General features: G+C 69.2%; 27 protein-coding genes and 3 tRNA genes. 10 read left to right on the top strand and 20 right to left on the bottom strand.

Annotation, left to right across the window (positions count from 1 at the left end):
- Nucleotides 1–57: 57 nt before the first annotated feature.
- The 3 genes from ACMW4R_RS05535 to ACMW4R_RS05525 all read right to left on the bottom strand — a co-directional run bounded on the left by ACMW4R_RS05535 (nucleotide 58) and on the right by ACMW4R_RS05525 (nucleotide 3878).
- Nucleotides 58–726, bottom strand: a complete 669-nt coding sequence (locus ACMW4R_RS05535) for a hypothetical protein (RefSeq protein ID WP_418299377.1) — start codon at nucleotides 724–726, stop codon at nucleotides 58–60.
- 46 nt (nucleotides 727–772) lie between these two features.
- On the bottom strand, nucleotides 773–1282 hold the full coding sequence (locus ACMW4R_RS05530) for an amino-acid N-acetyltransferase (protein WP_058615311.1): 510 nt from the start codon (nucleotides 1280–1282) through the stop codon (nucleotides 773–775).
- Between the two features lie 70 nt (nucleotides 1283–1352).
- The gene (locus tag ACMW4R_RS05525; protein WP_058595744.1) at nucleotides 1353–3878 is read right to left on the bottom strand and encodes an ATP-dependent Clp protease ATP-binding subunit; all 2526 of its coding nucleotides are present in this window, start codon (nucleotides 3876–3878) and stop codon (nucleotides 1353–1355) included.
- 189 nt (nucleotides 3879–4067) lie between these two features.
- On the opposite strand from ACMW4R_RS05525, the gene ACMW4R_RS05520 reads away from it, so the two are divergent.
- Genes ACMW4R_RS05520 through ACMW4R_RS05510 form a run of 3 tightly spaced genes read left to right on the top strand, consistent with a single transcriptional unit; the run spans nucleotide 4068 to nucleotide 5535 of the window.
- The gene (locus tag ACMW4R_RS05520; RefSeq protein WP_418299376.1) at nucleotides 4068–4694 is read left to right on the top strand and encodes a hypothetical protein; all 627 of its coding nucleotides are present in this window, start codon (nucleotides 4068–4070) and stop codon (nucleotides 4692–4694) included.
- Complete coding sequence (locus tag ACMW4R_RS05515) at nucleotides 4694–5308, top strand: hypothetical protein (RefSeq protein WP_058595746.1); 615 nt, start codon at nucleotides 4694–4696, stop codon at nucleotides 5306–5308. Before ACMW4R_RS05520 ends, ACMW4R_RS05515 begins: the two co-directional genes overlap by 1 nt.
- Nucleotides 5305–5535 (top strand): helix-turn-helix domain-containing protein, encoded by a 231-nt coding sequence (locus ACMW4R_RS05510; protein WP_058595747.1) that lies wholly within the window; start codon nucleotides 5305–5307, stop codon nucleotides 5533–5535. The genes ACMW4R_RS05515 and ACMW4R_RS05510 overlap by 4 nt, the downstream gene beginning before the upstream one ends.
- A gap of 89 nt (nucleotides 5536–5624) precedes the next feature.
- Here ACMW4R_RS05510 and ACMW4R_RS05505 read toward each other — a convergent pair whose 3' ends face one another.
- From ACMW4R_RS05505 to ACMW4R_RS05495, 3 genes are all read right to left on the bottom strand, one after another.
- Nucleotides 5625–6353, bottom strand: a complete 729-nt coding sequence (locus ACMW4R_RS05505; RefSeq protein ID WP_058595748.1) for a hypothetical protein — start codon at nucleotides 6351–6353, stop codon at nucleotides 5625–5627.
- A 79-nt stretch (nucleotides 6354–6432) separates the two neighbouring features.
- The gene (gene cls / locus ACMW4R_RS05500; protein ID WP_418299375.1) at nucleotides 6433–7899 is read right to left on the bottom strand and encodes a cardiolipin synthase; all 1467 of its coding nucleotides are present in this window, start codon (nucleotides 7897–7899) and stop codon (nucleotides 6433–6435) included.
- 81 nt (nucleotides 7900–7980) lie between these two features.
- Nucleotides 7981–8172, bottom strand: a complete 192-nt coding sequence (locus ACMW4R_RS05495) for a hypothetical protein (protein ID WP_418299374.1) — start codon at nucleotides 8170–8172, stop codon at nucleotides 7981–7983.
- A 133-nt stretch (nucleotides 8173–8305) separates the two neighbouring features.
- Here ACMW4R_RS05495 and ACMW4R_RS05490 point away from each other — a divergent pair, with 133 nt between their 5' ends.
- Complete coding sequence (locus tag ACMW4R_RS05490; protein WP_418299373.1) at nucleotides 8306–9421, top strand: DUF4192 family protein; 1116 nt, start codon at nucleotides 8306–8308, stop codon at nucleotides 9419–9421.
- A gap of 13 nt (nucleotides 9422–9434) precedes the next feature.
- Here ACMW4R_RS05490 and lysS read toward each other — a convergent pair whose 3' ends face one another.
- From lysS to tilS, 13 genes are all read right to left on the bottom strand, one after another.
- The gene (lysS, locus tag ACMW4R_RS05485) at nucleotides 9435–10955 is read right to left on the bottom strand and encodes a lysine--tRNA ligase (protein ID WP_418299372.1); all 1521 of its coding nucleotides are present in this window, start codon (nucleotides 10953–10955) and stop codon (nucleotides 9435–9437) included.
- An 81-nt stretch (nucleotides 10956–11036) separates the two neighbouring features.
- On the bottom strand, nucleotides 11037–11891 hold the full coding sequence (gene panC / locus ACMW4R_RS05480) for a pantoate--beta-alanine ligase (protein WP_418299371.1): 855 nt from the start codon (nucleotides 11889–11891) through the stop codon (nucleotides 11037–11039).
- The gene (locus ACMW4R_RS05475; protein WP_058595753.1) at nucleotides 11888–12616 is read right to left on the bottom strand and encodes a DUF2520 domain-containing protein; all 729 of its coding nucleotides are present in this window, start codon (nucleotides 12614–12616) and stop codon (nucleotides 11888–11890) included. The genes panC and ACMW4R_RS05475 overlap by 4 nt, the downstream gene beginning before the upstream one ends.
- Nucleotides 12613–14133, bottom strand: coding sequence for a PH domain-containing protein (locus ACMW4R_RS05470; protein ID WP_418299370.1), 1521 nt, complete (start codon nucleotides 14131–14133; stop codon nucleotides 12613–12615). The genes ACMW4R_RS05475 and ACMW4R_RS05470 overlap by 4 nt, the downstream gene beginning before the upstream one ends.
- Nucleotides 14134–14189: 56 nt before the next feature.
- The gene (locus tag ACMW4R_RS05465) at nucleotides 14190–14732 is read right to left on the bottom strand and encodes a PH domain-containing protein (RefSeq protein ID WP_418299369.1); all 543 of its coding nucleotides are present in this window, start codon (nucleotides 14730–14732) and stop codon (nucleotides 14190–14192) included.
- A gap of 85 nt (nucleotides 14733–14817) precedes the next feature.
- Nucleotides 14818–15303, bottom strand: coding sequence for a DUF3180 family protein (locus tag ACMW4R_RS05460; RefSeq protein ID WP_058595755.1), 486 nt, complete (start codon nucleotides 15301–15303; stop codon nucleotides 14818–14820).
- Nucleotides 15300–15827, bottom strand: a complete 528-nt coding sequence (folK, locus tag ACMW4R_RS05455) for a 2-amino-4-hydroxy-6-hydroxymethyldihydropteridine diphosphokinase (RefSeq protein WP_418299368.1) — start codon at nucleotides 15825–15827, stop codon at nucleotides 15300–15302. Before folK ends, ACMW4R_RS05460 begins: the two co-directional genes overlap by 4 nt.
- On the bottom strand, nucleotides 15824–16192 hold the full coding sequence (folB, locus tag ACMW4R_RS05450; protein ID WP_058595757.1) for a dihydroneopterin aldolase: 369 nt from the start codon (nucleotides 16190–16192) through the stop codon (nucleotides 15824–15826). Before folB ends, folK begins: the two co-directional genes overlap by 4 nt.
- Nucleotides 16192–16983 carry a dihydropteroate synthase gene (gene folP, locus ACMW4R_RS05445; RefSeq protein WP_418299367.1) on the bottom strand — a complete coding sequence of 264 codons (792 nt, stop codon included), beginning with the start codon at nucleotides 16981–16983 and terminating at the stop codon, nucleotides 16192–16194. Before folP ends, folB begins: the two co-directional genes overlap by 1 nt.
- Nucleotides 16980–17567, bottom strand: coding sequence for a GTP cyclohydrolase I (gene folE, locus ACMW4R_RS05440; RefSeq protein WP_058595759.1), 588 nt, complete (start codon nucleotides 17565–17567; stop codon nucleotides 16980–16982). Before folE ends, folP begins: the two co-directional genes overlap by 4 nt.
- Before the next feature lie 6 nt (nucleotides 17568–17573).
- The gene (gene ftsH / locus ACMW4R_RS05435; protein WP_058595760.1) at nucleotides 17574–19577 is read right to left on the bottom strand and encodes an ATP-dependent zinc metalloprotease FtsH; all 2004 of its coding nucleotides are present in this window, start codon (nucleotides 19575–19577) and stop codon (nucleotides 17574–17576) included.
- A gap of 111 nt (nucleotides 19578–19688) precedes the next feature.
- Nucleotides 19689–20240, bottom strand: coding sequence for a hypoxanthine phosphoribosyltransferase (hpt, locus tag ACMW4R_RS05430; RefSeq protein ID WP_058628097.1), 552 nt, complete (start codon nucleotides 20238–20240; stop codon nucleotides 19689–19691).
- Between the two features lie 23 nt (nucleotides 20241–20263).
- Nucleotides 20264–21262: a tRNA lysidine(34) synthetase TilS gene (tilS, locus tag ACMW4R_RS05425; protein ID WP_418299366.1), complete on the bottom strand. Its 999-nt coding sequence runs from the start codon at nucleotides 21260–21262 to the stop codon at nucleotides 20264–20266.
- Between the two features lie 89 nt (nucleotides 21263–21351).
- Between tilS and ACMW4R_RS05420 the strand changes: the two genes are divergently transcribed.
- Nucleotides 21352–21885 (top strand): inorganic diphosphatase, encoded by a 534-nt coding sequence (locus ACMW4R_RS05420; protein ID WP_058595763.1) that lies wholly within the window; start codon nucleotides 21352–21354, stop codon nucleotides 21883–21885.
- 67 nt (nucleotides 21886–21952) lie between these two features.
- On the opposite strand, the gene ACMW4R_RS05415 is transcribed toward ACMW4R_RS05420, so the two are convergent.
- Nucleotides 21953–23395 (bottom strand): peptidoglycan DD-metalloendopeptidase family protein, encoded by a 1443-nt coding sequence (locus ACMW4R_RS05415; RefSeq protein WP_058613902.1) that lies wholly within the window; start codon nucleotides 23393–23395, stop codon nucleotides 21953–21955.
- Between the two features lie 214 nt (nucleotides 23396–23609).
- Here ACMW4R_RS05415 and ACMW4R_RS05410 point away from each other — a divergent pair.
- The 5 genes from ACMW4R_RS05410 to ACMW4R_RS05390 all read left to right on the top strand — a co-directional run bounded on the left by ACMW4R_RS05410 (nucleotide 23610) and on the right by ACMW4R_RS05390 (nucleotide 26956).
- Nucleotides 23610–23682: transfer RNA gene (locus ACMW4R_RS05410), tRNA-Glu, on the top strand.
- A 28-nt stretch (nucleotides 23683–23710) separates the two neighbouring features.
- Nucleotides 23711–23784: transfer RNA gene (locus ACMW4R_RS05405), tRNA-Asp, on the top strand.
- Nucleotides 23785–23848: 64 nt separating this feature from the next.
- Nucleotides 23849–23921: transfer RNA gene (locus tag ACMW4R_RS05400), tRNA-Phe, on the top strand.
- A gap of 245 nt (nucleotides 23922–24166) precedes the next feature.
- On the top strand, nucleotides 24167–24751 hold the full coding sequence (locus ACMW4R_RS05395) for a hypothetical protein (protein WP_058595765.1): 585 nt from the start codon (nucleotides 24167–24169) through the stop codon (nucleotides 24749–24751).
- Nucleotides 24752–24895: 144 nt separating this feature from the next.
- Entirely contained in the window at nucleotides 24896–26956 is a 2061-nt protein-coding gene (locus ACMW4R_RS05390; RefSeq protein WP_418299365.1) for an MDR family MFS transporter, read from the top strand.
- Nucleotides 26957–26975: the final 19 nt, after the last annotated feature.

The raw sequence follows: 26975 nt of genomic DNA, 5'->3' as shown, positions 1-26975 counted from the left end.
AACCAGGGAGGGGCGGATGCCATGGCATCCGCCCCTCCCTCGTCGCTGTTCAGCCGGTCACTGCAGGACGAACGACGCCGTGCCCGCGGAGGGGATGCCGCCGATCGACACGCTCAGGTGGTACGTCGCTCCACCTCCGGGCGCGAACGGACGCTCGCTCTCGCACGAGCCGACGGAGGAGCGGGTGCGGTCCCAGGTGAGGGGCGAGGAGCTGGTGACCGTCTGTCCCGCGGCGAGGGTGACCTCCATGTCGCTGGGCTCGGACTGACAGTCGGTCGAGCGCCACCACACGTCGGAGCCACTGGTCACTGTGAACGACTGGGCGCTCGTGCCCACGTTCATGACGCACGGGTTGGCTCCCGTGTTCGTCAGCCGGATCGAGAGCTGAGGGTTCTCGCCCTGGCCGTACTCGCTCTTGTCGGAGAGCGCCTCGACCTTGATGTCGGCGGGCGTGCACTCCGCGGGTCCGTCCGATGCATTCGCGGTGGGGGTCGGGTCGGGGGTCGCCGCCGGGGTGGTCGGATCGGCCGCGGGCGTCGGCGAGGCGGCGGGAGTGGAGGCGACGGGGGCGGGAGCGCTGTCGGAGGCGGGAGCGGAGCGCCAGGGCGGGGCCGCGACGAGCCACACGACGAGGCCGATCACGATCAACGCGAGGAGCGCGGCGGCGAGACGGCGACGACGGTAGACCGCCGGGGACTGCCGCCGCCTGCGGGGGGCATCGGTCATCGTTCCAGCGTATTCGGCCTCGCTGTGCGCTCAGCCCACGGCACGCTCAGAGGTGCTTGAGCATGCGGGTGTTGCCCAGGGTGTTGGGCTTCACGTGTGCGAGGTCGAGGAACTCGGCGACGCCCTCGTCGGGACTGCGCACGAGCTGCGAGTACACGTCGGGATCGACGACCTGCTCCCCGATCGGCGAGAACCCGCGGCGCGTGAAGAAGTCGACCTCGAACGTGAGGCAGAACAGCCGACTCACGCCGAGCTCGCGCGCGCGCTGCTCCAGTTCTTCGACGATCGCCCGGCCGACGCCGTGGTGCAGCCAGTCGTCGTGAACGATGAGGGTGCGGATCTCACCCAGGTCTTCCCACATCACGTGCAAAGCACCGCACCCGATGACCTGCCCGTCGGCCTCGGCCACGACAAACTGCTGCACCGAGCCGTAGAGCACCACGAGGTCTTTGCCGAGCAGGATGCGCTTCTGCACGAACGGCTCGAGGAGTTCGTGGATGCGGCGGACGTCGGCGGTTCCGGCGGGGCGGACGACGAACGGCGCGGATGAGGTCATCCATCCAGCGTACGCCGCAACGCAGAAGGGACCCGGATGCCATGGCATCCGGGTCCCTGTCTGTTACGCGTCAGTTGCCCGCGAGCGTGTCGGGGGTGGCGGCGATCTCGCCGGCCGTTCCGACCCCGATCGCGACCTTCTCGCCACGAGGGGCGGTGTCGAAGGTGAACTGGCCGTTCTCAACGCCGACCTTCACGTGGTCGCCCGACTCGAGCTCGCCGTGCAGGATCTTCTCGCTGAGACGGTCCTCGACCTCGCGCTGCATGGCGCGGCGGAGGGGACGAGCACCGAGGGTCGGGTCGAAGCCGATCTCGATGAGCTTGTCCTTCGCGTCGTCCGACAGCTCGACGGTCATGTCACGGTCGAGCAGGCGGTCGGCGAGACGCTTCACGAACAGACCGACGATCTGACGGAGCTCTTCCTTGTTCAGCTGCGGGAAGACGATGACGTCGTCGACACGGTTGAGGAACTCGGGCTTGAAGTGGCGCTTGAGCTCTTCGTCGACCTTGCCCTTCATCCGCTCGTAGGACGTCTGCGCGCTGCCTTCGACCTGGAAACCGACCGGACCACCGGCGATCGCCGACGAACCGAGGTTGGTCGTCATGATGATCACGGTGTTCTTGAAGTCGATGACGCGGCCCTGACCGTCGGTCAGGCGACCCTCTTCGAGGATCTGCAGGAGCGAGTTGAAGATGTCGGGGTGGGCCTTCTCGATCTCGTCGAAGAGCACGACCGAGAACGGCTTGCGGCGCACCTTCTCGGTGAGCTGGCCGCCCTCTTCGAAGCCGACGAACCCGGGAGGGGCACCGAACAGACGCGAGACGGTGTGCTTCTCGCCGAACTCCGACATGTCGAGCGAGATCAGCGCGCCCTCGTCGTCGAAGAGGAACTCGGCGAGAGCCTTGGCGAGCTCGGTCTTTCCGACGCCGGTGGGGCCGGCGAAGATGAACGAACCGCTCGGTCGCTTCGGGTCCTTCAGACCCGCACGCTGGCGCCGGATCGTGCGAGACAGGGCCGCGATCGCCTCTTCCTGGCCGATGACCCGCTGGTGCAGGGCCTTCTCCATGAACATGAGGCGGCTGGACTCCTCCTCGGTGAGCTTGAACACCGGGATGCCGGTCGCCTGGGCGAGTACCTCAGCGATCAGGCCCTCGTCGACCACCGCGTGGGAGGCGACGTCGCCCGAGCGCCACTGCTTCTCGAGACGCAGACGCTCGGCCAGGAGCGACTTCTCCTCGTCGCGGAGCGACGCGGCCTTCTCGAAGTCCTGCTCCTCGGAGGCCTGCTCCTTCTGCTCCCGGACCTTCGCGATCTTCTCGTCGAACTCGCGCAGCTCAGGCGGCGACGACAGGATCGACAGACGCAGGCGGGCGCCCGCCTCGTCGATCAGGTCGATGGCCTTGTCGGGCAGGAACCGGTCGCTGATGTAGCGGTCGGCGAGGTTCGCCGCGGCGACGATCGCGCCGTCGGTGATCTGCACCTTGTGGTGCGCCTCGTAGCGGTCGCGCAGCCCCTTCAGGATGTTGATCGCGTGGGGCAGGCTCGGCTCGGCGACCTGGATCGGCTGGAAGCGGCGCTCGAGAGCGGCGTCCTTCTCGAAGTGCTTGCGGTACTCGTCGAGCGTGGTGGCACCGATGGTCTGGAGCTCACCGCGGGCGAGGAGGGGCTTGAGGATGGATGCCGCGTCGATCGCGCCCTCGGCAGCACCCGCACCCACGAGGGTGTGGATCTCGTCGATGAAGACGATGATGTCGCCGCGCGTGCGGATCTCCTTGGTGACCTTCTTCAGGCGCTCTTCGAAGTCACCGCGGTAACGGGAACCGGCGATGAGCGAACCGAGGTCGAGCGAGTAGACCTGCTTGTCCTTGAGCGTCTCGGGAACGTCGCCCTTGACGATCGCCTGGGCCAGGCCCTCGACGACGGCCGTCTTTCCGACACCGGGCTCACCGATGAGGACGGGGTTGTTCTTGGAGCGACGCGAGAGGATCTGCATGACCCGCTCGATCTCTTTCTCGCGACCGATGACGGGGTCGAGCTTGTTGTCGCGCGCCGCCTGCGTGAGGTTGCGACCGAACTGGTCGAGCACGGCCGAGCCGCCCTGCGCACCCGAGGACTGCTGCTCGCCGGCGCCGGTGGCGACACCCGCGGGCTCCTTGCCCTGGTAGCCCGAGAGCAGCTGGATGACCTGCTGGCGGACCTTGTTCAGGTCGGCGCCGAGCTTGACGAGCACCTGGGCCGCGACGCCCTCGCCCTCGCGGATGAGGCCGAGGAGGATGTGCTCGGTGCCGATGTAGTTGTGGCCGAGCTGCAGCGCTTCGCGCAGCGACAGCTCGAGCACCTTCTTCGCGCGCGGCGTGAAGGGGATGTGGCCGGTCGGCTGCTGCTGACCCTGGCCGATGATGTCCTGCACCTGCTCGCGGACGGCGTCGAGCGAGATGCCGAGCGACTCGAGCGCCTTCGCGGCGACACCCTCGCCCTCGTGGATCAGACCGAGCAGGATGTGCTCGGTGCCGATGTAGTTGTGGTTGAGCATCTTCGCCTCTTCTTGGGCGAGGACGACCACACGACGGGCACGGTCGGTGAATCTCTCGAACATCTCAGTCCCTCCAGAAATGGGCTGACAGGCACGCCTCCGCGCGCCGTACATCGAGAGTAACCAGCGGCCGGATGCCAGAGCCCCGTGTTCGCCGTGGGCATACCGGAAGCGGGGCAGGGCTTGCGGAACGTATCGATAGTCATTAACTTATCGATAACCGATAACAACGATCATCGATAAGGAGTTGTCATGGCCTCCCCCCGTCCGACCTCCCGGGTCCTCTCTCGCGGCGACACCGTCTCGTTCTGGTTCTTCGTCGTGGCCGGCATCGGCATCGCGATCTGGGCCGTCGTCCGCAGCATCGTGAACATCGCGGCCGCGGCCTCGAATCAGAGCGTGCGGGTCGCCGCCCCGTTCCTCGACACGGTCGCGCAAGCCCCGATCGGCCCGAACGGCACTCCGGTCCCGGTGGAGCTCACCGGCGCCGTCATCACCGCCCCCGCTCTGCCACCCGCCTCCCTCGCCGCGCTGTTCATCGCGGAAGGCCTCTTCGCCGCGGTCGTGGTCACCGTGGTGACCCTGCTGCTCCTTCTCACGTCGAGCATCCTGCGCGGTCGCATCTTCAGCCGCCGCAACACGGGCCTCGTCTCAGCGGCCGGGGTCGTGACGCTCGTAGGGGTCGCCGGCGTCCCGTTCTTCCAGAACATGGTCGCGAACGGCGCGATCGCGTGGCTCTCGGAGCGCACCTTCGATCGCGGCGCGATCCAGCTCATCGACGTGCCGTCCCTCTTCGGGATCGCGTTCGTCGCCGGCCTCGCCGGGACGGTCTTCGCCGTGGGCGACCGCCTGCAGCGCGACACGGAAGGACTCGTGTGATGGCCAGCCCGTCCTGGGTGTCGGCCCGCATGGAACGCGGCACCGTCATCCTGTTCGTCACTGCGGGGCTCGTGATGGGCTTCGCGCTCGCCCTTCCCGCGATCCGCGCAGCGATCGACATCGCCGGAGGCAGCGGCGCGATCAGCCTCCTGACCGACGCCGCGGTGCCCCGAACCCCGGGCGCGGACGGCGCGACGATCATCTCCGCGACTTATGACTCAGCGCGCGTCGTCGCCGAGGGGTTGAGCGGACAGACACGCACCCTTCTCGTCCTCGGCGCGGCGTTCAGCGCGCTGACGACCCTGCTGACGGTCAGCGCCGTCGTCCTCTTCTTCCTCCTGCTGATGTGGCGCCGACCGTTCCACCGCGCACTCATCACGGCCACGCAGGTCGCCGGCGCCGCGCTGCTGATCGGCGGCATCCTCTCCGCGGGCCTCGGTGGCCTCGGCCGCATGATGGCCGCGGACGAGCTCAACCCGGCGGCGGGCGGGGTCTTCGTGATCGGCTTCTCGTTCGACCCGGCCTGGATGCTGGTCGGATTGGGCGTGCTCGCCCTGTCTGTCGTCTTCACCTACGGCACCCGCCTGCAGCGCGACACGGAGGGCCTCGTATGACCCCCGCAGCCGACGACGAACCGACCGGCGTCCACTGCCGGCTCGACGAACTCCTCGAGGCGCGGGGCATGACCCTCACCCGTCTGAGCGAGATCGTCGGGGTCTCGGTCGTGAATCTCTCGGTGCTCAAGAACGATCGCGCGCGGGCGATCCGCTACTCGACCCTCTCGGCCATCTGCCGCGCGCTGGACTGCGAGGTCGGCGACCTGCTCGTGATCGAGCGCTGAGCCGTCCGGTTGTCCCCCCCCTCGCGGGGGAAGCCGGGGCGAATGACATCGGCCCCCGCGATTCCTCGCGGGGGCCGAACGCGACGGTGTCAGCGCTTCCCGATGATCGGTACGGGGCCGTCGGCCGTCACGCCCCCACCCGACAGGACCAGGCTCGAGGTCTCCGGCCCGCCGATGCCGGTGACGTCGGCCAGGCTGAGTTGCGGAGCGATGTCGAGCGTGCAGACGAGGTCGGCCGGCGGCGTCGCGAAGCCGACCGCGATCGCGTCGCCCTGGGCCGTCACGGTCTCGACGGACGGCGGGCAGCTGGAGCTCCCGTACGTCATGATCGCCACGAGCGAGTCGTCGACCCACCCGGCGTTCGGCGTGAAGTCCTCAGCCTGGACGGGTGCCGCGAGTCCCGCGAGCGTCGTTTCTCCGGTCGCGGCACCGGACACCGCGATCTCGAGATCCTTCGTGGGATCCACCCCTCCCGGCAGGGAGACCAGGGTCGGCCGCGGAACCATGTCGCGGGTGCAGGCGGTGCCATCCGACTCGGTGAGCGACACCGTGAGCACCCCGTCGGCGATCGTGGGTGCCTCGGTGCTCCGGGGGACGCACGACGAGCTCCCCCACGTGACGAGGGCGAGCGAGCGACCCCCGTTGAGCCATGCGGCTCCGATCTCGGACGACTCGGCCGGGGCCGTGGCATCCGGAGTCGAGGTGGATGAACCCGAGGATGACGGCACGGACGCGGCGCCGGTGGCGCATCCGGTCGCGGCACCCACGACGATCAGACCGGCTCCGAAGAGCCCGAGGAGCGAAAGACGACGAGACATGAGACCTCCGGGGGCGATTTGTCGTCGCTCCATCGTGGCCGAGAATCCTGGATGCCAGCGGCGAAAGCCGCGGCCCGGTCTACTGCAGCGCCGAGGTGAGGCGAGCCAGGTTGTCGAGGATCGTCGACCGCAACGGCTGCAGACGCCACTCTTCGAGCGTCAGCTCGCGGCTGAGACCGCGATAGACGTCTTCGACCCCGCGCATGTCACGGACGAACTCCTGCCCGCGAACGAGCATCGAGACCTCGAGGTTCAGACCGAATGAGCGCATGTCCATGTTGCTCGAGCCGATGACCGCGACCTCGTCGTCGATCGTCACGCTCTTGCTGTGCAGGATGAACGGTTTGCGATACATCCAGATGACGACGCCCGCGCGCAGGAGCGCCTCGTAGTAACTGCGCTGCGCGTGGTAGACCATCGCCTGGTCTCCCTCTTCCGAGACGAACAACTCGACGTGCACACCGCGCTGGCACGCGGTGGTGATCGCGAGGAGAAGGGCCTCGTCGGGAACGAAGTACGGACTGACGATGATGATGCGCTCGCGTGCGGCGAAGAGCAGTCCGAGGAAGAGCTTGAGATTGTTCTGGAAATCGAAGCCCGGGCCGGACGGCACGATCTGGCAATCGAGCTCGCCGGGGCCGGTGGTGACGCTGAACAGGTCGATCTCGTCGCGCAGAGTCTCGTCGGTCTCGCTGTACCAGTCCGAGAGGAACACGGCGTTGATGCTGGCGACGACCGGCCCCTCCACGCGCACCATGAGGTCGACCCAGTGCAGGCCGCGCCGGATGTTCTTGCGGAGGTTGTATGACGAGTCGGTGACGTTCTGCGATCCCATGTAGGCGACGTCGCCGTCGATGACGAGGAGCTTCCGGTGGTTGCGCAGATCGGGTCGCTGCCAGCGCCCGCGGAGCGGCTGCACCGGCAGCATGAGGTGCCAGTGCGCCCCCATGGCATCGAGTCGTCGGAGGGTCTTCTTGTAAAAGGGTTTGCCGCGGTTGGCCCAGTGATCCAGCAGCACACGGACGACCACGCCGCGCTCCGCAGCCTCTTCGAGGGCGCGGAAGAAGTTGTCGGTCGACTCGTCGGACTGCAGGATGTAGAACTCGACGTGCACGTAGCGTCGCGCCCGGCGGATGGCGTCGGCCATCGCGTCGAGGCTCTGCTGGTAGTCGGAGATCAGGGTCGCGGCGTTGTCGCCCGCGATGGGCATGGCACCGAGGTTGCGATTCAACCGCACCAGCGCGCGGAACCAGTCGGGGGCGTTCGGGCGCAACGTTCCGAACTCGAGCGACGCGCTGGTGTCGTGGATGTACTCGTTGATCGCCGCCTGCTTGCGCCGGCGCTTGCGGGGCAAGCGCGGGTTGCCGATGAGCAGGAAGAGCAACACGCCCACGAACGGGATGAAGTAGATCGCGAGGAGCCAGGCCATCGCCGCGGTGGGCCGACGGTTGCGCGGGACGACGATGATCGCGGCGACACGCACCACGAGGTCGATGACGAAGAAGGCGATGACGAGCCAGCTCGCTTCGAACGTGGCGTCGATCACGTGTCCTCCTGGGCGGGTTGTCCCCTCAGCGTAGTGACTACCCCCGACACGCGACGGGACCGACGTCGGCCTGCGGCGCTGCTACCGGGCCGCGCCGTCGCCGGCGACGGGAGGGAGACCGCGTTTCGCGCGCTCCTGCGCTTCGATGCGCGCGTACGCCTTCCGCTCCGTGCGATCCATGCGGATGGCCCCGCGCAGGATCAGGAAGAACGTGACCGACACGACGATGGTCGGCAGAATCGCCCACAACACCGGCAGCCAGGAATCGCCCATCCCTCAAGGATACCCGTGGCCCCGCCGCCCCCGGCCCGGCACTCCTTCTGCACATTCGACCATGTGCGGAATCCGTCCCCATTTCGCCGCCGGACGCCTTCTCGCGATCCACGGATCCACGACGCTCGTCGTCATGTCCACGGTCATCCGCGTCTCGTCACCCCTGTCCCTGCTCGCCATGGTCCCGCGCCTGCTCCACTGCACCCCACGGCGCAGCCTCGTGCTCATCCCCTTCGCGAAATCCCGATCGCTCGCCGCCCTGCGCGTCGACCTCCCCGCCGACGACAGCCCCGACCTCCCCCGCGTCGCATCCACGGTCATCGGGATGGCGTGCAAGGTTCCCCTCGCGGATGCCGTGACGGTGGTCGTCTACACCGATGACGCCGTGGTCGGCTCGGATCCGCTGCCGCACGGCGCTCTGCTCGACGCCGTTCGGGAGCGTGCGCACATCTGCGGACTGCGCATCGTCGACGCGCTGGTCGTGGGCGCGAACGGGTGGAGCAGCTACCTCGACCCCGCGATCGCCGGTGAGCACGGGCTCGACGAGATCAGCGCCGCGGGGCCCGAGCTTCCCGAGGCGTCGCCCGACCACGACCAGGCCGCCGGCGCAAGCCTGCCCACCGTCGACCTCGCCGAGAAGGAGCGCCTTGGTCACGCGCTCGACGACGTCGACCGCCTGCTCGACATCCCGCGTCGACGGGACCGTCTGAGCGTGTCGCGCCGCCGAGCCGCAGAGGCGATCCTCGACGAACTGAGCGATCCGCCCGCGCTGTTCGAGAGCGTTCTCGACCCCCTCTCGGCCCCGGACGGCCGCCACCGCCTCGCGAGCCTGGCCTTCGCTCTCGAACGACCGATGCTGCGCGACGTCGCCCTCGTGCAGTGGGCCGGCGACATCACCGCCGGCGATGCCGTCTTCCAGGCACAGACGCGCTTTCCCGACGGAGTGGGCTATCCGGAAGACCTCGCGCGCCCGATGTGGGGCGAGGGCGCGCAGCCCGATCTCGATCGACTCCTCCTCGCGCTCGAGCGGTGCCGTCAGGTTGCGGCGACGACGCCGCACTCGCGGCGTCCGGGGCCGCTCGCGGCCTGCGCCTGGCTCGCCTGGGCCACCGGGCGCGGAACGCACGCCGCTTTCTACGCGCAGTCGGCGCTCGAGATCGATCCCGAACACGGGCTCGGAGCGATCGTGCTGACGCTCGCCGACAGCGGCCGGCTCCCGGAATGGCTGTTCGAGCGTGTCCCGCGTTGAGCGCGGGTGCGCGTCACTTGACGAGCGGGAAGAGAATCGTCTCGCGGATGCCGAGCCCGGTGATGGCCATGAGGAGGCGGTCGATCCCCATTCCCATGCCGCCCGTCGGGGGCATTCCGTGCTCGAGAGCGCGCAGGAACTCCTCGTCGATCGACATCGCCTCGACGTCGCCGCGCGCGGCGAGCGTCGCCTGCTCGACGAAGCGCTCGCGCTGGATGACGGGGTCGACGAGCTCGGAGTATCCGGTCGCCAGCTCGAAGCCGCGAACGTACAGATCCCACTTCTCGACGACACCGGGGATCGACCGGTGCTCGCGGACGAGGGGGCTGGTGTCGACGGGGAAGTCCATGACGAACGTCGGGCGGGTCAGACCGCTCTTCACGAAGTGCTCCCAGAGCTCTTCGACCCACTTGCCGTGCGTCTCGTGCGCGGGGGCCTCGACACCGGCCTCGGCGCCGAAAGCGCGGAGTTCATCGAGCGGGGTCTGCGGAGTGATCGAGCGGCCGGACGCCTCCGACAGCGAGTCGTACATCGAGATCCGGTCCCACTCGCCGCCGAGGTCGTACTCGGTGCCGTCAGTCCACGTCACCGTCGTCGAACCGGCGACCGCGATCGCGGCGTTCTGGATGAGCGTCTGCGTGAGGTCGGCGATCCCGTTGTAGTCGGTGTAGGCCTGGTAGGCCTCGAGCATCGCGAACTCGGGGCTGTGCGTGGAGTCGGCACCCTCGTTGCGGAAGTTGCGGTTGATCTCGTACACGCGGTCGATGCCGCCCACCACGGCGCGCTTGAGGAAGAGTTCCGGCGCGATGCGCAGGTACAGCTCGGCGTCGAACGCGTTCGAGTGCGTGACGAAGGGACGCGCGCTCGCCCCACCGTGCTGAATCTGCAGCATCGGGGTCTCGACCTCGACGAAATCACGCTCGGTGAACGTGCGGCGCAGGCTGGCGTTGACCTTGGCGCGGGCGAGAACGGTCTCTCGCGCACGGTCGCGCACGATGAGATCGAGGAAGCGACTGCGCACGCGGCTCTCTTCGCTGAGCTCGCTGTGCAGGTTCGGCAGCGGCAGGACGGCCTTCGCGGCGATCCGCCACTCGGCGACCATGATCGACAGCTCGCCCCGACGGCTCGAGATGACCTCTCCCGAAACGAAGACGTGGTCGCCGAGGTCGACCAGTTCCTTCCATGCCTGCAGCGATTCCTCGCCGACCGCGGCGAGCGACACCATCGCCTGGATGCGACTGCCGTCCCCGGCCTGCAGGGAGGCGAAACAGAGCTTGCCGGTGTTGCGGCTGAACACCACGCGGCCCGCCACTCCGGCGGTGACGCCGGTCTCCGCCCCCGCCTCGAGGTCACCGTAGCGCTCGCGCAGTGCCGGAATCGTGTCCGTCACGGGAACGACCACCGGGTACGGCCCGCCCGCGGCGTCGGTGCGCTCGGCGAGCAGCCGTTCGCGCTTACCGAGGCGGACGGCCTTCTGCTCGAAGACGTCGTCTTCGGTGGGTTCGGCAGCGTCGTTCGCGGGCGCGTCGGTCATCGTGAAAGCTCCTCGGGGTCTCCCCCAGTGTATTCGCCGGGCGCGGGACCCCCGTGGCCGAGCGACCTCGGCGAGCGTCGTTCAGCGCAGCGAGATCTCGGCGTTGTCGATGAAGCGGTGACCGCCCACGGTGGCGGCGATCAACGCCAGCGCCCGGCCACGGTGCCCCTCCTCGACAGGGAGGAACGTCGCCGGGTCGACGACGGTGAGGTACTCCAGGGCGATGCGCTGCTCGCCCATCAGCGACGACTGCGCCGCCGCGATGCACGCGTCCACGCCCAGGTCGGCGTTGGACGCTGCCGCTTCGAGCGCGCGAGGAAGCTTGGCCGCCGCGCGACGATCGGCAGCGTCGAGGAGGGCGACACGGCTCGAGATCGGCAGGCCGTCCTCGGCACGGACGGTGGGGACGACGACCGTCTCGATCGAGAAGTCGAGGTCGCGGATCATCCGTCGGACAAGGAACACCCGCTGCAGATCACGCTCCCCGTAGACCGCCACGTCCGGGCGCACGAGGTGGAAGAGCTTCGCCTCGACCGTGAGCACCCCGTCGAAATAGAACGGTCGGGATCGCCCCTCGTACCGGAACCCGAGGTCGCCGGCGGCGACGCGCGTGGTGGCCGTTCCCGCGGGCAGGAACTCGGCCGCCGTCGGCGCGAAGACGAGATCGACGCCCAGGTCGGCGAGCAGATCGGCATCCGCCTCCGGCGAGCGCGGATAGGCGGCCGTCTCCTCGGCGGTTCGGAACCGCAGCGGGTTGACGAAGGTCGACACGACCACCACGTCCGCGTGCCGACGAGCCTCTCGGATCAGGTCGACATGCCCCTCGTGCAGAGCGCCGAGCGTCGAGACGAGAGCGACGCGCGCGGCACGTCCCGAGGGGTCGGCGCTGCGCACATCCGACAGGCGGGCGCGCAGATCGTCGAGGGTGCGGATCATCCGTCGATCGTAGCGTCCGGGCCCAGCCCATCCGCGCCGGGTCGAGTGCCCTCGGCGAGCGCCTGGTCGACGCTCGAGCGCACCAGGGCCGAGAGATATCCGCCGGTGTTCTCCACCCCGACGCTCGACAGCAGCGCCGCGGACTGCTGCACGATCGAACGCGAGAACTCGGTCGCCGTTGCGATCGCCTCGGCGTACGTCGGGCGATCCGCTTCGGCGACGACGACGGGCTCACATCCGAGCTCGACGGCGAGGGCCTGCGCGATCGGCAGCACGGGGGCCGGAGCCGTCACGGCCGCGTACGCCTGGGCGAGCTGGTGCAGGTCGTGCGATGAAGCCCCCGTGAAGGTGATCGCGGGATGGATCGCGAGCGGGATGGCCCCGCATTTCACCGCCGGCCCGAGGACTCCGGTGCCGTACGCCGGGTCGGTGTGCAGCACGAGCTGCCCGGGTTGCCACGCACCGAGGTCGGCGAGGCCCGCGACGAGACCCTCGAGCTGGTCGTGGGGCACTGCCAACACGACGAGCTCGCTGCGTCGCGCGACCTCCTCCGGTGCCAGCAGGGGCAATCCCGGCAGGATCGCCTCGACGCGGTCGTCATCGGAACCCGACGTGATCCCCGTGAGGGCGTGCCCCGCCCCGGCCAGGGCCGCGCCGATCACCGGACCGACGCGTCCCGCTCCGATGATCCCGACACCCAGTCGCCCATCGCGCATATCGCTCATCCTGCCCACCTGTGAGTCCTGTCCTCCGCCGCGGCGGCCACGGTCGCGCGGGCGGTGTCCTCCATCAACGTCATTGCCGCGTCCCGGTCCACCACGCCGACCGAGGTCTGCACCGTCCCGGCGATCACGTGCGCCGCCAACCGCGCGGTGCGTGTCGCCCGCGCCAGCGGCCCCTGGTGCAGTCCGATCGACTGGAGTCGGGCCAGCGGGAACACCGACAGCGATCGCCAGATCCACCCGCGCCGGAGGAACAACGCGTCGGATGTCAACAGCGCGCCGTTCCGTCGCCACGACAGCGGACGGAGGAGGCGGGCACGGCGCGGGGTCGTGATGTAGGGGTCGTCCTCGGCGGGACCCAGCATGCCGTCCTGGATGACACGAGACCAGCCGTCGACCGGGAGGGTGGGCGCGAGGATCCGCAGCACACGCTCGACGTCGTCCCTCGTGCCCACCGGCAGGACGGCGGCGAGCTGGTCCGTCGACGAATCGGTGGAGGAACGACCCGACAGGCGGTTGATCGAGACCGACCACCATCCGAAGGGCCGCCACAGCAGCGGTTGGCGCACCTCGATCGCGTGCACGCGTCCGGGCGGCACGACCTCGCTGATCGTCGTGAAAAGCCCGAATGTCACCCGCACGCCGTCCGCGGTGGGTGCGATCGAGTACCGCAGCCCACGCGCAATGGACCGCACGTAGTACGCCCCGTAGGCGAGGAAGGTGGGGACGACCGTGAACAGCAGCCACACCGTCGAGATCGAGGCCGCGACGACGATCGCCGCGACGAGGCCGAGCAGCCAGAACATCGACCCGCTCAGCACCCGAGAGGCCACGAGCCGCCCGAGGGGGATCCGCACGATGCTCTCGGGCTCGGCATCAGAGAAGTCCTCCCCCTCGACGAGTCCATGGATGCCGGAACCCACGGCCGCAGCCGTCGCACGCGCAAACGATGCCCCGGCGACGGCATCCGGCCCGACATCCGACCCGGCCTCCGCGAGGCGACGCCCCGAGGCGAGCCGCAGGATGTCGCTGCGCAGGGCGTCGGCGTCCTTCGCCGACAGGTACTCGAGCTTGACGTTGGCATCCAGACCGGCACCCACGACTTCGAGCTTGGCCAGCCCGAGGAGCCGCGCGACCATCGGGCGGGTGAGGTTCACCCCCTGTACCCGGTCGAGGGGTGCGCGTCGGTGGGTACGGAAGAGGACGCCCGAGCGCACCTCCACGTCATCGCCGATGCGCAACGTGTGGAATCGCCATGACAGGCGGAAGGCACCCAGGAGGATCAGCAGCACCACCACCGCGACGCCCGCGGCGATGAGGAGGAGGTTGTTCGCGAAGAGGAAGTCCACGGGGTCCGGCGGCATCACCCCGGGCGGAAGGTCGGTGAACATCGGAAGGAAGATCTCGAACAGACGCTCCCGCAGATTGGCGACGAGGACGCCGATCATCACGAGCAGGAAGAGCCCTCCGCGCAGGAGCGGGGTCAGCGGGTGCAGGCGATGCCATTCCCCGTCGCTCATCGGCGACCGGGTCGCGATCCGACCTGCGCGAGGAGCCGGTGGCGGCGCGGGATCCGTCACAGGCCGGTCCGACGGGTCTCGGCGACGGCGATGAGAGTGTCACGCAACTGCTCCGCGGCGGACTGGGTGAGCCCGGGAATCGTGACGCCGGTCGACGCCGCCGCAGTGACGAGCTTGAGCTGCGCGATGCCGAAGCCCCGGTCGAGGGGTCCGTGAGTGATGTCGACGAGCTGCATCCGGCCGTACGGCACCGCCACGACGCGCTGCCAGAGGATGCCCCGGCGGAAGACGAGGTCGTCGCGGCGTAGTTGATAGCCGAACGATCGCGCCTGCCGCGGGGTGATGATGAGGCCGACGACCGTGATGACCGACAGAATCCCCGCGGGGATCCACGGCCAGGGCACGTGCAGGAAGAACTGCAGGGCGAACGCGGCAGCGAGGACGACCACCAGGAACGCGCCCTGCGAGATGAGCTGCACCCGCACGTACGCGCGAGCCAACTGATGCCACGTGCCGTCACCGAGCGGCAGACGCCCAGCACCGCGGGGCTCGAGGATGCGCGAAAACGTCCCCTCGTCGAGAACGCGAGACGCGCTCACCCCGTCCGCATCGCGAGCGACGGCAGCCGGTCCGGCCCCGACCCCCTCGGGGCGCGCGACCGCTTCCCGCTCAGCCCCTTCCCCCTCAGCGGGGAGCGGCGTCCGCTCCGGGAAGTCCGGGCTGTTCGTCATCGTCGTCCTTCCGGATGGTGCAGAGCTGCTCGGCCACGAGACCCGCGACGACGAGGACGACTCCGCACACGACCGTCGCGATGATCGATCCCATCGAGCCTACCGACGGAGTCACCGGGCGGGTGAGAAGGAAGGACAACAGCCCCCCGCCGAAGCCCGTCGCCGCAGCACCCACGAGAGACGAGGCCTTCGCCAGCATGGCGACGCGCAGCGCGCGGAAGGGGTCGATCCGTCGTGTGACGCGACCCCGGGTCGCGCGGGCGATCGGCACCGCGAGGGCGACGATCACCGCCCCCAGCAGGATGAGGATCGTGGGCAGGCTCGCGGCCGGGGAGAACGTGGGACGCCCCATCGCGGCGAGAGCGGTGTCGAGGATGAACCCGCACACCGCGCCGATCACGGCCGCGATGACGAGGATTCCCGCGCCCGTGCGCTTCATCGCTCCCCTCCCCGCAGGCCGTCGAGCAGGTCCTGAACGCGACCGCGCCCCGGGAGATCGGCATCCGGATCCACGTCCACCCACGGCGCGAGAACGAACTCGCGCTCGTGGGCACGCGGGTGCGGCACAGTGAGGTCGTCGTCGTCGATGCGTTCGTCGGAGTAGGCGATGAGATCGAGGTCGAGGGTCCGGTCTCCCCAGCGCTCGCGCCGGACGCGTCCGTGCTCGGCCTCGATGCGATGGAGTTCGCGGAGCAGAGGGCGGGGCGCGAGCCGGGTGGTCACGAGGGCGACCGCGTTGAGGTACCGGGGCGCGTCCTCGTCCTCGCCGTGCAGCGTGACCGCCACCGTCTCGAGCGATGCCGACACGCGCACAGCGGTCGTGAGCGGCAGGGCGCGCAGCGCCGCGATGGCCGCGTGCAGGGTCTCGGCGCGGTCACCGAGATTCGCACCGAGGGCCACGACCGCGTCCACGGGGGCGTCTCTCGGGGCGTCGCCGATGCCGTGCGCCAAGCGCACGCTCATGTCCGACCACGCCGGATCGTCACGGCGACATCACCGAACGGCACGGTGATGGGGGCGGCCGGCTTGTGCACCGTGACCGTCACCTCCTCCACGCGTGGGTCGACGAGGACGTCGTCGGCGATGCGCTGCGCGAGCGTCTCGAGCAGGTCGGCGGGCTCGCCCTCGACGATCTCGACGATGCGTTCCGCGAGCTCCCCGTAGTGCACGGTGTCGCGCACGTCATCGGTCACCGCCGCGATATGCAGCGGCAGGCGCAGACGCACGTCGACGACGAACTCCTGCCCGTCGCGTTTCTCGTCGGCGTACACCCCGTGATAACCGAAGGCGCGCACCCCCGTGAGGGTGATCTCGTCGACGGCATCCATCAGGCCTCCCAGGCGCGGGCGACGGCGAGCGCGTCGCGAGTGGTCGGAACATCGTGCACGCGCACGGCCCACGCGCCGGAGCGCGCGGCGAGCGCGCTCGTGACAGCCGTGGCGAGGTCGCGGCGGGCGAGGTCGGCGTCGTCGCCGAGGACCTCGGCGAGGAACCGCTTGCGGCTCGTCCCGATCAGCACGCGCGACCCGAGCGCGGCGATCGTGGGGATCGCGCGCAGCACGTCCCAGTTCTGGATGCCACGTTTGCCGAAGCCGATGCCCGGGTCGACGACGATCCGACCCGGCGCGATTCCCGCGGCGCGGGCCGCCGCCACGCGTTCGGCCAGCTCGTCGGCGACCTCGCGGCCGACGTCGACGTAGTCGGCCCGGGCGTACATGTCGGCGGAGGGGCCACGCCAGTGACCGAGCGCGATCTCGGCTTCGGTCTCGGCGACGGCGTCGAGCATGTCGGGGTCGGCGAGGCCGCCCGACACGTCGTTCACGATCCGCGCGCCGGCAGCGACCGCGGCCCGAGCGGTCGACGCGTTCATCGTGTCGATGCTCACGACGGCACCCTCGGATGCCAGTGCCTCGACGACCGGCAGCACGCGCTGCTGCTCGACGCGCGGGGCGACCCGCTCTGCGCCGGGCCGCGTCGACTCGCCGCCGATGTCGAGGAGGTCCGCCCCCTGCGCGCGCAGGGAACGCGCGTGCGCGATCGCCGCGTCGGGATCGAGATAACGGCCGCCGTCGCTGAACGAGTCGGGGGTGACGTTCACGATCGCCATGATGAGGGTCACGCGCGCGCTCCGATCAGGGCGACGAGCTCGGCGCGGGCGACGGGGTCCGTGTACACGCCGCGCGCGGCGATCGTGACGGTCGAGGCATCCAGCTGCCGCCCGCCGCGCATCGTCACGCACTCGTGGACGGCATCCAGCACGACGAGCACTCCTCGCGCATCGAGGGCGGATGCCACGGTGTCGGCCACCTGCTCGCCGAGGCGTTCCTGCACCTGCGGACGCGACGACAGGATGTCGATGACCCGGGGCAGAGCCCCCAGCCCCACGACTTCTTCACCCGGCAGGTAGGCGACGTGCGCGCGCCCGCGGAACGGCAGGAGGTGGTGCTCGCACATCGAGCGGAACGAGATGTCCCGCAGCATCACGGCACCGGACGGGAGGGTGTCCGGCGCCGGCCCGCGGGTCACCGAGATGGTGTGCGCGAGGGGGGCACCGGCATCCTGATCCACTCCGCCGAAGAACTCGCTCCACGACTCGGCGACGCGGGTCGGCGTCTGCCGGAGCCCGGGGCGGTCGGGGTCTTCTCCGATCGCCTCGAGCAGCTCGCGTACGAGCGCGGCGACGCGCTCCCGGTCGACGGCCACGGCGCCTTAGGCCGTGGCCGGTCGCGTCTGTCCGCTCGGGCGGCGCTGCGCCTGCGTCGCGGTCTGCGACTCCGACTCCACCGAGGCGGCGACCCCGGCGGGGGCGGGGCGACGGGGGACGTCGACGGGGGGCAGGGTCGAGACCGGGCGGTCGCCGGACGACAGCCACTGGGGACGCGGCGGGAGGCGCTTGACGTCCTTGAAGATCTCGGCGAGCTCGAGGTGGTCGAGCGTCTCTTTCTCGAGCAGTTCGAGAGCGAGGCGGTCGAGCACGTCGCGGTTGTCGTTGATCACCTGGTAGGCCTCGTTGTGCGCCTGCTCGATCAGCGCGCGCACCTGGGCGTCGACGCGCTCGGCGATGCGCTCCGAGAAGTCGCGCCCGTGACCCATGTCGCGGCCCATGAAGACCTCACCCGACGAGGAGCCGAGCTTGACCGGGCCGACCTCGTTGGTCATGCCGTATTCGGTGACCATCTTGCGGGCGATGCTGGTCGCCTTCTCGATGTCGTTCGAGGCACCGGTGGTGGGGTCGTGGAACACGATCTCTTCCGCGACACGACCACCCATGGCGTAGGTCAGCTGGTCCTGCAGCTCGTTGCGGGTCACCGAGTACTTGTCGTCGAGCGGCAGCACCATCGTGTACCCGAGCGCCTTGCCGCGCGGCAGGATCGTGACCTTCGTGACGGGGTCGGTGTGGTTCATCGCCGCGGCCGCGAGCGCGTGTCCGCCCTCGTGGTAGGCCGTGATGAGCTTCTCTTTGTCCTTCATCACGCGGGTGCGGCGCTGCGGACCCGCGATGACGCGGTCGATCGCCTCGTCGAGGGCGCGGTTGTCGATGAGCTGCGCGTTCGAGCGGGCAGTCAGAAGAGCCGCCTCGTTGAGGACGTTCGCGAGATCGGCGCCGGTGAAGCCGGGCGTCTTGCGGGCGACGACCTCGAGGTCGACCGAGTCGGACAGGGGCTTGCCGCGTCCGTGCACCTCGAGGATGCGCTGGCGTCCCTTGAGATCGGGGGCGTCGACGCCGATCTGGCGGTCGAAACGGCCCGGACGCAGCAGGGCCGGGTCGAGGATGTCGGGGCGATTGGTCGCCGCGATCACGATCACGTTGACCTTGGGGTCGAAGCCGTCCATCTCGACGAGCATCTGGTTCAGCGTCTGCTCGCGCTCGTCGTGGCCGCCGCCCATGCCGGCGCCGCGGTGGCGACCGACGGCGTCGATCTCGTCGATGAAGATGATGGCCGGCGAGCTCTCTTTGGCCTGGTTGAACAGGTCGCGCACGCGGCTCGCGCCGACACCGACGAACATCTCGACGAAGTCGGAACCCGAGATCGAGTAGAACGGCACGCCGGCCTCGCCGGCGACGGCGCGGGCCAGGAGGGTCTTACCGGTTCCGGGAGGGCCGTACAGCAGCACGCCCTTCGGGATGCGGGCACCGACCTCCTCGAACTTCTTCGGGTCCTTGAGGAATTCCTTGATCTCGTCGAGCTCTTCGATCGCCTCGTCGGAACCCGCGACGTCCTGGAACGTGACGGTCGGCGTCTCCTTCGTCACGAGCTTCGCGCGCGACTTCCCGAACTGCATGACCTTGCTGCCGCCGCCCTGGGCGCTGGAGAGCAGCCACCAGAAGAGCAGGCCGAGCAGCACGAGGGGGATCATCAGGCCGAGGATGCTGTCGAACCAGCTCGGCTTGGGGACGATGTCGTTGAAGCCGTCGGCCGGTGCGGCGCTGTCGATCGCGCTCGCCACCTCGTTCGCGCGGGCCTGGCTGTAGTAGAACTGCACGTCGTTCGCACCCTCGAACGGCTGCGACAGCGTGAGGTCGACGCGCTGGTCGGGGTCGTTGGTCACCACCTGAGTGACCGTCCCGCCCTTGAGCAGGTCGAGACCCTCTTTGGTGGAGATCTGTCGAGCGCCGCTCAGGTTCGAGATGAGCGAGAAACCGATGACCAGAAGCAGGCCGACCAGCAGAACGTAGATGATCGGGTTGCGCGTGATCTTCTTGAAATCCATGGTGGGCGAGCCCAGCCCTTTCGTGATCCGCTCCAGATAAAAGCGGTGGGATCAGGGTAACGCTCAGCGGCTATGCCGAGTCTGTGCGTTCGTCGTGGGCGTATCCGGCCGTCAGGAGTACACGTGCGGCGCGAGCACCGCCACGTCGCGCAGGTTGCGGTACTTCTCGGCGTAGTCGAGCCCGTATCCGATGACGAAGTCGTTGGGGATGTCGAAGCCCACGTACCGGCAGTCGACCTCGACCTTCATGGCATCCGGCTTGCGAAGGAGGGCGAGCACCTCGACCGACTCCGCCCCGCGCGAGGCGAAGTTCTCGAGCAGCCAGCTCAGGGTGAGGCCGGAGTCGATGATGTCCTCGACGATCAGCACGTGCTTGCCGGTGATGTCGGTGTCGAGGTCTTTGCGGATCTGCACGACACCGCTCGAGCGCGTGCTCGCGCCGTACGACGACACCGCCATCCAGTCCATCGTGATGTGCATGGGCAGGTGCCGCGCGAAGTCGGCCATGACCATGACGGCCCCCTTGAGCACGCCTACGAGCACGACGTCTTTGCCGGAATAGTCCGCGACGACCTGCCGCGCCAGTTCGGCGAGCTTCTCGTGGATCTGCTCCTCGGTGAGGAGGACTTCGCTGATGTCGTCGGAGATGTCGGCCGCGCGCATTCGGAAAGTCTACGTCGGTCGATTCAGGATGCCGCCCGCGCGACGACCTCGATCCGCCCGCCGACGCGGCGCGCGACGCATCCCGGCAGATCGATCGGGCCCTGCCCCCGCCAGTCGGTGGCGAGGCGCGCGACCTCGAGGGTCTGGGTGCGCGTGAGCGACACCCCGAACTCGCTCTCGACCACGTACCGCACGATTCGGTTGCGCAGCGCCGCGGGGTTCGCCGCCAACGCCGCCACCGAGACCGAGATCCCCGCCTCGGCGTGCTCGACGATGTCTTCGATCGTCTCGTCGATCATGTCCTGGAAGGCCGCCGCGTCCTCGCGCAGCTGCTCCGCGGTGCGGGCGAGGGCCTCGGCGACGCCGGGACCGAGTTCGGCCTCGAGCACCGGTAGCACGCGCTCGCGCACCCGCACCCGCGTGTACGCGGGATCGGTGTTGTGCGGATCGGTCCACGGGTCGAGCCCCTCGGCGGCGCAGGCCGCCACGGTCGCCGCCCGCCGCACGGCGAGGAGCGGGCGCAGCCACGTGGGGCCGGTGGCATCCTGTCGCTCGGGTGCCATGCCCGCCAGGCTCGTGGCCCCGGCTCCGCGCGCGAGGCCGAGGAGCACCGACTCGGCCTGGTCGTCGAGGGTGTGGCCGAGGAGCACCGCGCGCGCGCCCGCCTCCGCCGCCGCGCGCGAGAGACCGGCGTAGCGCGCGGTCCGCGCGTCCGCCTCGGGACCGTCGGCCGACCCGACCTCGACCGCGACGACTCGGGCCTCGAGCCCGAGAGCGCGCGCCTTCTGCGCGGCGGCCGCCGCGACGGCATCCGATCCGTCCTGCAATCCGTGGTCGATGACGACCGCCTGGGCCCGGATGCCGGCGCGCGGCGCCTCGAAGGCGGTCGCGGCCGCGAGAGCCAGTGAGTCCGGTCCGCCCGAGAGCGCGACGACGACGGACCCGTCGATCCGGGCGAGGGCGGCGCGCACGGCGCGGCGCACCTCGGCGACGGAGGGGTCGAGTCCGGGGCGGTGATCCATGCCTCCACGCTAGCGGCGCCCCGACTCCGGCCCGGGGCGGCTCCCGACTAGGCTGGGCGCGGAAATCCACAGATCTAAGGAGCACGAGTATGGGCGCTTACGACGCCGTCATCGAGATTCCCCGCGGCAGCCGCGTGAAGTACGAAGTCGACCACGGCACCGGCCGCGTCTACCTCGACCGCATCCTCTACACGGTGTTCGGCTACCCGGCCAACTACGGTTTCTTCGAGAACACGCTCGGCGAAGACGGCGACCCGCTCGACGTGCTCGTGCTGCTCGACCGCGAGCTGCACCCCGGCATCCTCGCGAAGGTGCGCCCCGTCGGCGTGCTGAAGATGAGCGACGAGGCCGGCGGCGACGACAAGGTCGTGGCCGTGCTTGCGAAGGACCCGCGCTGGGACCACATCCAGGATGTCGCCGACATCGACGAGTGGACGAAGAAGGAGATCACGCACTTCTTCGAGCACTACAAGGACCTGGAGCCCAACAAGTGGGTGAAGGTCGACGAGTGGGCGGATGCCGCCGAGGCCGAGCGCCTGGTGAGCGAGGCGTTCACGCGTTTCGACGAGCACGACGCGCAGACCAAGACGCAGGGTTCGGGCGAGGCTCCCAACACGCTCTGATCCGTCACGGATACGAAAGAACCCCCGGTCGCAGGACCGGGGGTTCTTTCGTATCCGACGAAGAGTGTCAGACGTCGATTCCGCGCCAGCGCAGCCAAGGCGCCGGGTCGGTCGTGCCGCCCCACGGCGGGTAGACCTCGAAGTGGAGGTGGCAACCGAACGAGTTGCCGGTCTGGCCCGCGGCCGCGATCTGCTGACCCGACGAGACCCACTGGCCGTACGAGACGTAGATACCGCCGTCGACGATGTGGGCGTAGCCCGTACCGGAACCGTCGGGGTGCTCGATGCGGATGTAGTTGCCGTAACCGCCGTTGTACCCGGCGTACGTCACGCGGCCGTCGAAGGCGGCGTAGATCGGCGACCAGCATCCGGCGCCGAAGTCGAGGCCGAGGTGCCACGAGCTCGCGCAGTAGCTGCCGTTGCACTGGCTCGAGCGCGGGCCGTAGCCCGAGGTCGTGCCGGCCCACGACGGACGTGACCAGCCGCCGGGGCCACCACCACCGCCGCTGTTACCCCCGCCGCCGCTGTCGCCGCCACCGCCGCTGTCGCCACCGCCGCCGCTGTTGTTGTTGGCGTTGTCGCGCGCTTCCTGCTCGCGACGCTCGCGCTCGGCTCGGTCGCGTGCTTCGGCCTCTTCGCGGGCCTTGCGCTCGCGCTCTTCGCGGGCCTTGCGCTCCGCCTCGACACCCGCCTGGTAGTCGGCGACGGTCTTCGCGGTCGTGTCCTGGAGAGCCGCCAGCTGGGCTTCGAGGGTCGCCTGGTTGGCCTGCTGCGCGGCGAGAGCGTCCTGCGCGGCCGCGGCGGCCTGCTGGGCGGCGACCATCTTCTCTTCGGCGATCTTCTGCAGACGATCGCGCTCGGCGCGTGCGTCGTTCGCCTGGTTGCTGAGGTTCTTCGCGTTGTCGCGAGCCGTCACCGCTGCGGCGTAGACCGCGCGGTTGCGGTCGACGAGCTTATCCATCGTGCCGAGCTTGGCGAGCAGATCGTCCGCCGTCGCGGCCGAACCGGAGAAGAACAGGTCGAGCGAGGTGTCGTCGCCGCCGGCGCGGTAGAGCTGCGCGGCGACCTTGCCGGCCTTCGTCGCGGCATCCGTGGCCTTCTGCGCTTCGGCGTCGGCCTGCGACTGGATCTGCTGAGCCCGGTAGTCGGCGTCGAAGTACGCCTGCTGCGCCGTGTAGTACTCGTCGGAACGGGCGACGACCTCGGCCTGCGTGCGCGCGACCTCGGACTGCAGCTGCTGGATGAGGCCCTGGATCCGCGTGATCTCCGCGGCCTTTGCGGCCTCGTTCGCGCGGGCTGCTTCGACGTCGTCCCACGAGGGGTAGTCGGCGGCGTAGGCGGGCGATCCGAACGACGGCACGGTCGCGCCGAAGGCCCCGACCGCGACGGCCCCGAGGGCACCGAGCTTCAGCGCGCTCCGTCGGTCGAGTGACGGCCACAGGCGGCGCCTCTCATTCGCAGAGGGCGCGCAACCGCAGTCGTCTTGATCTTCGGGGCGCTCGAGCGTCACGGGAATACCTTCTCTCACCGGTTCGCAACTCGGAACACAGTAGCAACACGAGTCACAGGAGCAACAGAGCGAGTTCCCGCCGTTGCGCCTCATTGTCGGCCCCGTCGAGCCCCCTGACGCGGACGCCACGCCCTCGATTGGCAATCTCGCGAATCATGAAGTAGGCTCGGTCGTCGGCAAGCGAGAGCGAAACCGCGAGGTTTCTCCCTCATCCGGCCCCATCGTTTAGCGGCCTAGGACGCCGCCCTTTCACGGCGGTAGCACGGGTTCGAATCCCGTTGGGGTCACTTTCCGAATGAACAACTAAATACGCATGGCCCTGTAGCGCAGTTGGTTAGCGTGCCGCCCTGTCACGGCGGAGGTCGCGGGTTCAAGTCCCGTCAGGGTCGCTCTGAGCGACGGGCCCTTTTCGGAGGGCCTTTCGTTTCGGTCGCGGCATCCATGGTGTCGCGAGGCTCTGTAGCTCAGTTGGTAGAGCGCACGACTGAAAATCGTGAGGTCACGGGATCGACGCCCGTCGGAGCCACTGGGACCCTCGTGTGGCTTCTACGCACGGGGGTTCTTCTGTTTCCGGATGCCGAAAGCCTGGCATCCGTGTCCCGTCAGGCCGCGATAGGCGCTCATCTGGCGCAATGTTGCGGCCGGGTTCGATTCAGGCTGAGCGAGCGTCGCCGGCCTTCCACCCGCTCTCTGCACCGAGAGAGCGTGCCTGTCAGCACAGTTGGCGGGTCAGAGTCCCCGGGGAACGACGCCATCCGCGATGATGAGCCGGTGACACATCCCGCCGCGGTGACGCTCGGACCGATCCCCGAGGTCGGTTCATTCCAACGACGCCGCGTGCGATTGACCGCGGTCGCCATCGCCGCCATGGCCACGGTCAGCTCGGCGCTGGTCGTGTGGTCGGCGGCAACCCATGGCGTCGCCGTCACCTTCGGCGGCGACACTCCCGTACGACTGCCGATCGGCGCCCTTGCGGCCGCCGTGATCCTGAGCCCGATCGTCTGGTCGGCCATCTTTCGCTCCTCCCGCTTCGGGATGACCCTCACGGAGGACGCTCTGGTCGTCGAGTCGTGGTCGCGCCGACTCACCTTCGATCGCTCGGCCATCTCTGCCGCCGAGCCCCTCCCCGGTGTCATGCGGCTGCGAGACGGGTACTTCTCCGGGCGCGGGAGCAATGACCAGGCCTTTGTGGTGTGGCTCTGGCCGAAGAATCCGGAACAGACCGAGATTCCGCTCGGCGTGACGACCGGCTCCTGGCGGGCGACGTCGATCGCGGCGCAGCGCATCAACGCCTGGCTCGGCGTCGAAATCGACTTCGACGAGGCGAGAGCCGACGCACTGCTCGACGAGGAGTGACAGCCGACCCCAGCTGTCAGTCGACGTCGGGTGGGCTTCCCCACGCGTCGAGACGCGCTACACTTTGTTGACTTTTAGCAAACACCTGGCGCCCGACCGAGCCTCCCCGAGCCGTCCGCCAGGCCTTCTCTCGAAGAGGCCCCGATGTCAGACATCACTCGCACCCGGCGTGCGCATACCGCGGCGACCGACACGGTCATGACCCACCGCATGATCATGTTCGTGATCTTCGGCCTCATGGCCGGCATGTTCCTCTCCGCCCTCGACCAGACGGTCGTCGGAACCTCGATCCGCACGATCGGCGACGACCTCCAGGGCCTGAGCCTGCAGGCGTGGGTCACCACGGCCTACCTGATCGTGTCGACCATCTCGACGCCGATCTACGGCAAGCTCTCCGACATCTTCGGCCGGCGCCCGCTCTTCCTCATCGCGATCCTCATCTTCATCATCGGGTCGGTGCTCGCGAGCTTCTCGACCTCGATGGTCGAGCTCGCCGCGTTCCGCGCGATCCAGGGTCTCGGCGCCGGTGGCCTCATGTCGATGCCGCTCGCGATCATGGGCGACATCCTCGCTCCGCGCGAGCGCGCGAAGTACCAGGGGTACTTCCTCGCCGTCTTCGGCATCTCGAGCGTCATCGGCCCCCTCGTCGGCGGTGTGTTCGCGGGCGCGAGCGAGATCCTGTTCATCACCGGCTGGCGCTGGGTGTTCCTCATCAACGTGCCGATCGGCATCGTCGCTCTCGCGATCGTGTGGCGCTTCCTCCACATCCCGAAGCAGCCGCGCCACTCCGTGCGCATCGACTGGTGGGGCGCCACGACGGTCATCGTCGCTCTCGTCCCCCTCCTCCTCGTCGCCGAGCAGGGTCGCGAGTGGGGCTGGGGCTCGCCGATCGCCCTCGCCTGCTACATCGTCGGGGCCCTCGGCATCCTGGCCTTCGTCATCGCCGAGACCTACATGAAGGACGACGCGCTCATCCCGCTGAAGCTCTTCCGCTCGTCGACCTTCTCGATGGCCACGGTCATCGGCGTGCTCGTCGGCTTCGGCATGTTCGGCGCGATGCTGACCCTGCCGCTGTACCTGCAGCTCGTGCTGGGCTCGACGCCGACGCAGAGCGGTTTCGAGATGCTGCCGATGATCCTCGGCCTCATGATCGCGTCGATCGTGAGCGGCCAGCTCATCGCCCGCACCGGCCGTTATCGCATGTTCCCGATCCTCGGCACGCTGCTGATGTCGGTCGGCTTCTTCCTGCTGACGTTCCTCAAGTACGACACCCCGTACTGGCAGGTCGCGCTGTCGATGCTCGTCATCGGCCTGGGCCTCGGCCAGCTGATGCAGACGCTGACGATCGCGAGCCAGAACTCCGTGGGCCTGCGCGACATGGGCGTGGCGACCAGCGGGTCGACGTTCTTCCGCCAGATCGGCGGCACGCTCGGCACGGCCGTGCTGCTGTCGCTGCTGTTCACGCTCATGCCGTCGAACATCATCGGCTCGTTCAGCGACCGCACGACCCTCACTGACGCGCTCGACGCGGCGTTCGATCCCACGGTCTCGTCGGCCCCGGCCAACGCGCAGATCATGAACGCGATCTACACCCCGATCGTCACGAAGACCTCGGATGCCGTCACGCAGCAGGTCCAGCAGGGCGTGCAGCAGGCGACGGATGCCGCGACCCAGGCGGTCGCGCAGCAGGTCGCCGCGGGGCAGATCCCGGCGGCAGCACAGGCGCAGGCGACCCAGGCCGCCGTGTCGCAAGCCATCGCCGCCGCGACGACGAAGATCCAGGAGCAGGTGCCCGTCGCGCGGGTGGCCGCCGACGGGACGGTGTCGCTCGACTTCTCGGATGCCGGGCAGCGCGCCGCCTTCGTCGACACCGTCGCCACGACCCTTGAGGACCAGTTCTCGGCGGGCGACGAGAACACCTCGATCGGCGACTCCACCCTCGATGACACGTCGTTCCTCGTCGGGGCGGACGCGCGTCTCACCAAGCCGTTCCTGGTCGGGTTCAACTCCTCGGCCGTGACGGTCTACTGGGTGGCGATGTCGGTCGTGCTGCTCGCCTTCGTCCTGTCGCTGTTCTTCCGCACGCCGCCGCTGCGCTCGAAGTCGGCGCTGCAGGAGGCCGCGGACGAGCGTCGCGGCCGCGACGACGAAGAGAAGCGCGCCGAAGAATCCGCCGCGCAGACCGGTGCGCTGATCGCGCCGTAAGCGCAGCGCACACACCGAA

The organism is Microbacterium sp. S1037 (assembly GCF_048381605.1).
Classification (GTDB): Bacteria; Actinomycetota; Actinomycetes; order Actinomycetales; family Microbacteriaceae; genus Microbacterium; species Microbacterium testaceum_B.
Note: the sequence above shows the minus strand (reverse complement) of the source record. Positions and strands in the feature narration are given on the sequence as shown.

Excerpts from the sequence above, each read along its gene's own strand:
- ACMW4R_RS05515 (WP_058595746.1), top strand. The coding sequence starts at position 4,694 with ATGGCCAGCCCGTCCTGGGTGTCGGCCCGCATGGAACGCGGCACCGTC.
- ACMW4R_RS05470 (WP_418299370.1), bottom strand. The coding sequence starts at position 14,133 with ATGAGCGACGGGGAATGGCATCGCCTGCACCCGCTGACCCCGCTCCTG.
- ACMW4R_RS05490 (WP_418299373.1), top strand. The coding sequence starts at position 8,306 with ATGTCCACGGTCATCCGCGTCTCGTCACCCCTGTCCCTGCTCGCCATG.
- hpt (WP_058628097.1), bottom strand. The coding sequence starts at position 20,240 with ATGCGCGCGGCCGACATCTCCGACGACATCAGCGAAGTCCTCCTCACC.
- ACMW4R_RS05420 (WP_058595763.1), top strand. The coding sequence starts at position 21,352 with ATGGGCGCTTACGACGCCGTCATCGAGATTCCCCGCGGCAGCCGCGTG.
- ACMW4R_RS05475 (WP_058595753.1), bottom strand. The coding sequence starts at position 12,616 with ATGAGCGATATGCGCGATGGGCGACTGGGTGTCGGGATCATCGGAGCG.
- ACMW4R_RS05460 (WP_058595755.1), bottom strand. The coding sequence starts at position 15,303 with ATGAAGCGCACGGGCGCGGGAATCCTCGTCATCGCGGCCGTGATCGGC.
- ACMW4R_RS05520 (WP_418299376.1), top strand. The coding sequence starts at position 4,068 with ATGGCCTCCCCCCGTCCGACCTCCCGGGTCCTCTCTCGCGGCGACACC.
- ACMW4R_RS05535 (WP_418299377.1), bottom strand. The coding sequence starts at position 726 with ATGACCGATGCCCCCCGCAGGCGGCGGCAGTCCCCGGCGGTCTACCGT.
- folK (WP_418299368.1), bottom strand. The coding sequence starts at position 15,827 with ATGAGCGTGCGCTTGGCGCACGGCATCGGCGACGCCCCGAGAGACGCC.
- ACMW4R_RS05390 (WP_418299365.1), top strand. The coding sequence starts at position 24,896 with ATGTCAGACATCACTCGCACCCGGCGTGCGCATACCGCGGCGACCGAC.
- ACMW4R_RS05510 (WP_058595747.1), top strand. The coding sequence starts at position 5,305 with ATGACCCCCGCAGCCGACGACGAACCGACCGGCGTCCACTGCCGGCTC.
- ftsH (WP_058595760.1), bottom strand. The coding sequence starts at position 19,577 with ATGGATTTCAAGAAGATCACGCGCAACCCGATCATCTACGTTCTGCTG.
- ACMW4R_RS05505 (WP_058595748.1), bottom strand. The coding sequence starts at position 6,353 with ATGTCTCGTCGTCTTTCGCTCCTCGGGCTCTTCGGAGCCGGTCTGATC.
- ACMW4R_RS05530 (WP_058615311.1), bottom strand. The coding sequence starts at position 1,282 with ATGACCTCATCCGCGCCGTTCGTCGTCCGCCCCGCCGGAACCGCCGAC.
- panC (WP_418299371.1), bottom strand. The coding sequence starts at position 11,891 with ATGATCCGCACCCTCGACGATCTGCGCGCCCGCCTGTCGGATGTGCGC.
- ACMW4R_RS05525 (WP_058595744.1), bottom strand. The coding sequence starts at position 3,878 with ATGTTCGAGAGATTCACCGACCGTGCCCGTCGTGTGGTCGTCCTCGCC.
- lysS (WP_418299372.1), bottom strand. The coding sequence starts at position 10,955 with ATGACCGACGCGCCCGCGAACGACGCTGCCGAACCCACCGAAGACGAC.
- folB (WP_058595757.1), bottom strand. The coding sequence starts at position 16,192 with ATGGATGCCGTCGACGAGATCACCCTCACGGGGGTGCGCGCCTTCGGT.
- tilS (WP_418299366.1), bottom strand. The coding sequence starts at position 21,262 with ATGGATCACCGCCCCGGACTCGACCCCTCCGTCGCCGAGGTGCGCCGC.
- ACMW4R_RS05495 (WP_418299374.1), bottom strand. The coding sequence starts at position 8,172 with ATGGGCGATTCCTGGCTGCCGGTGTTGTGGGCGATTCTGCCGACCATC.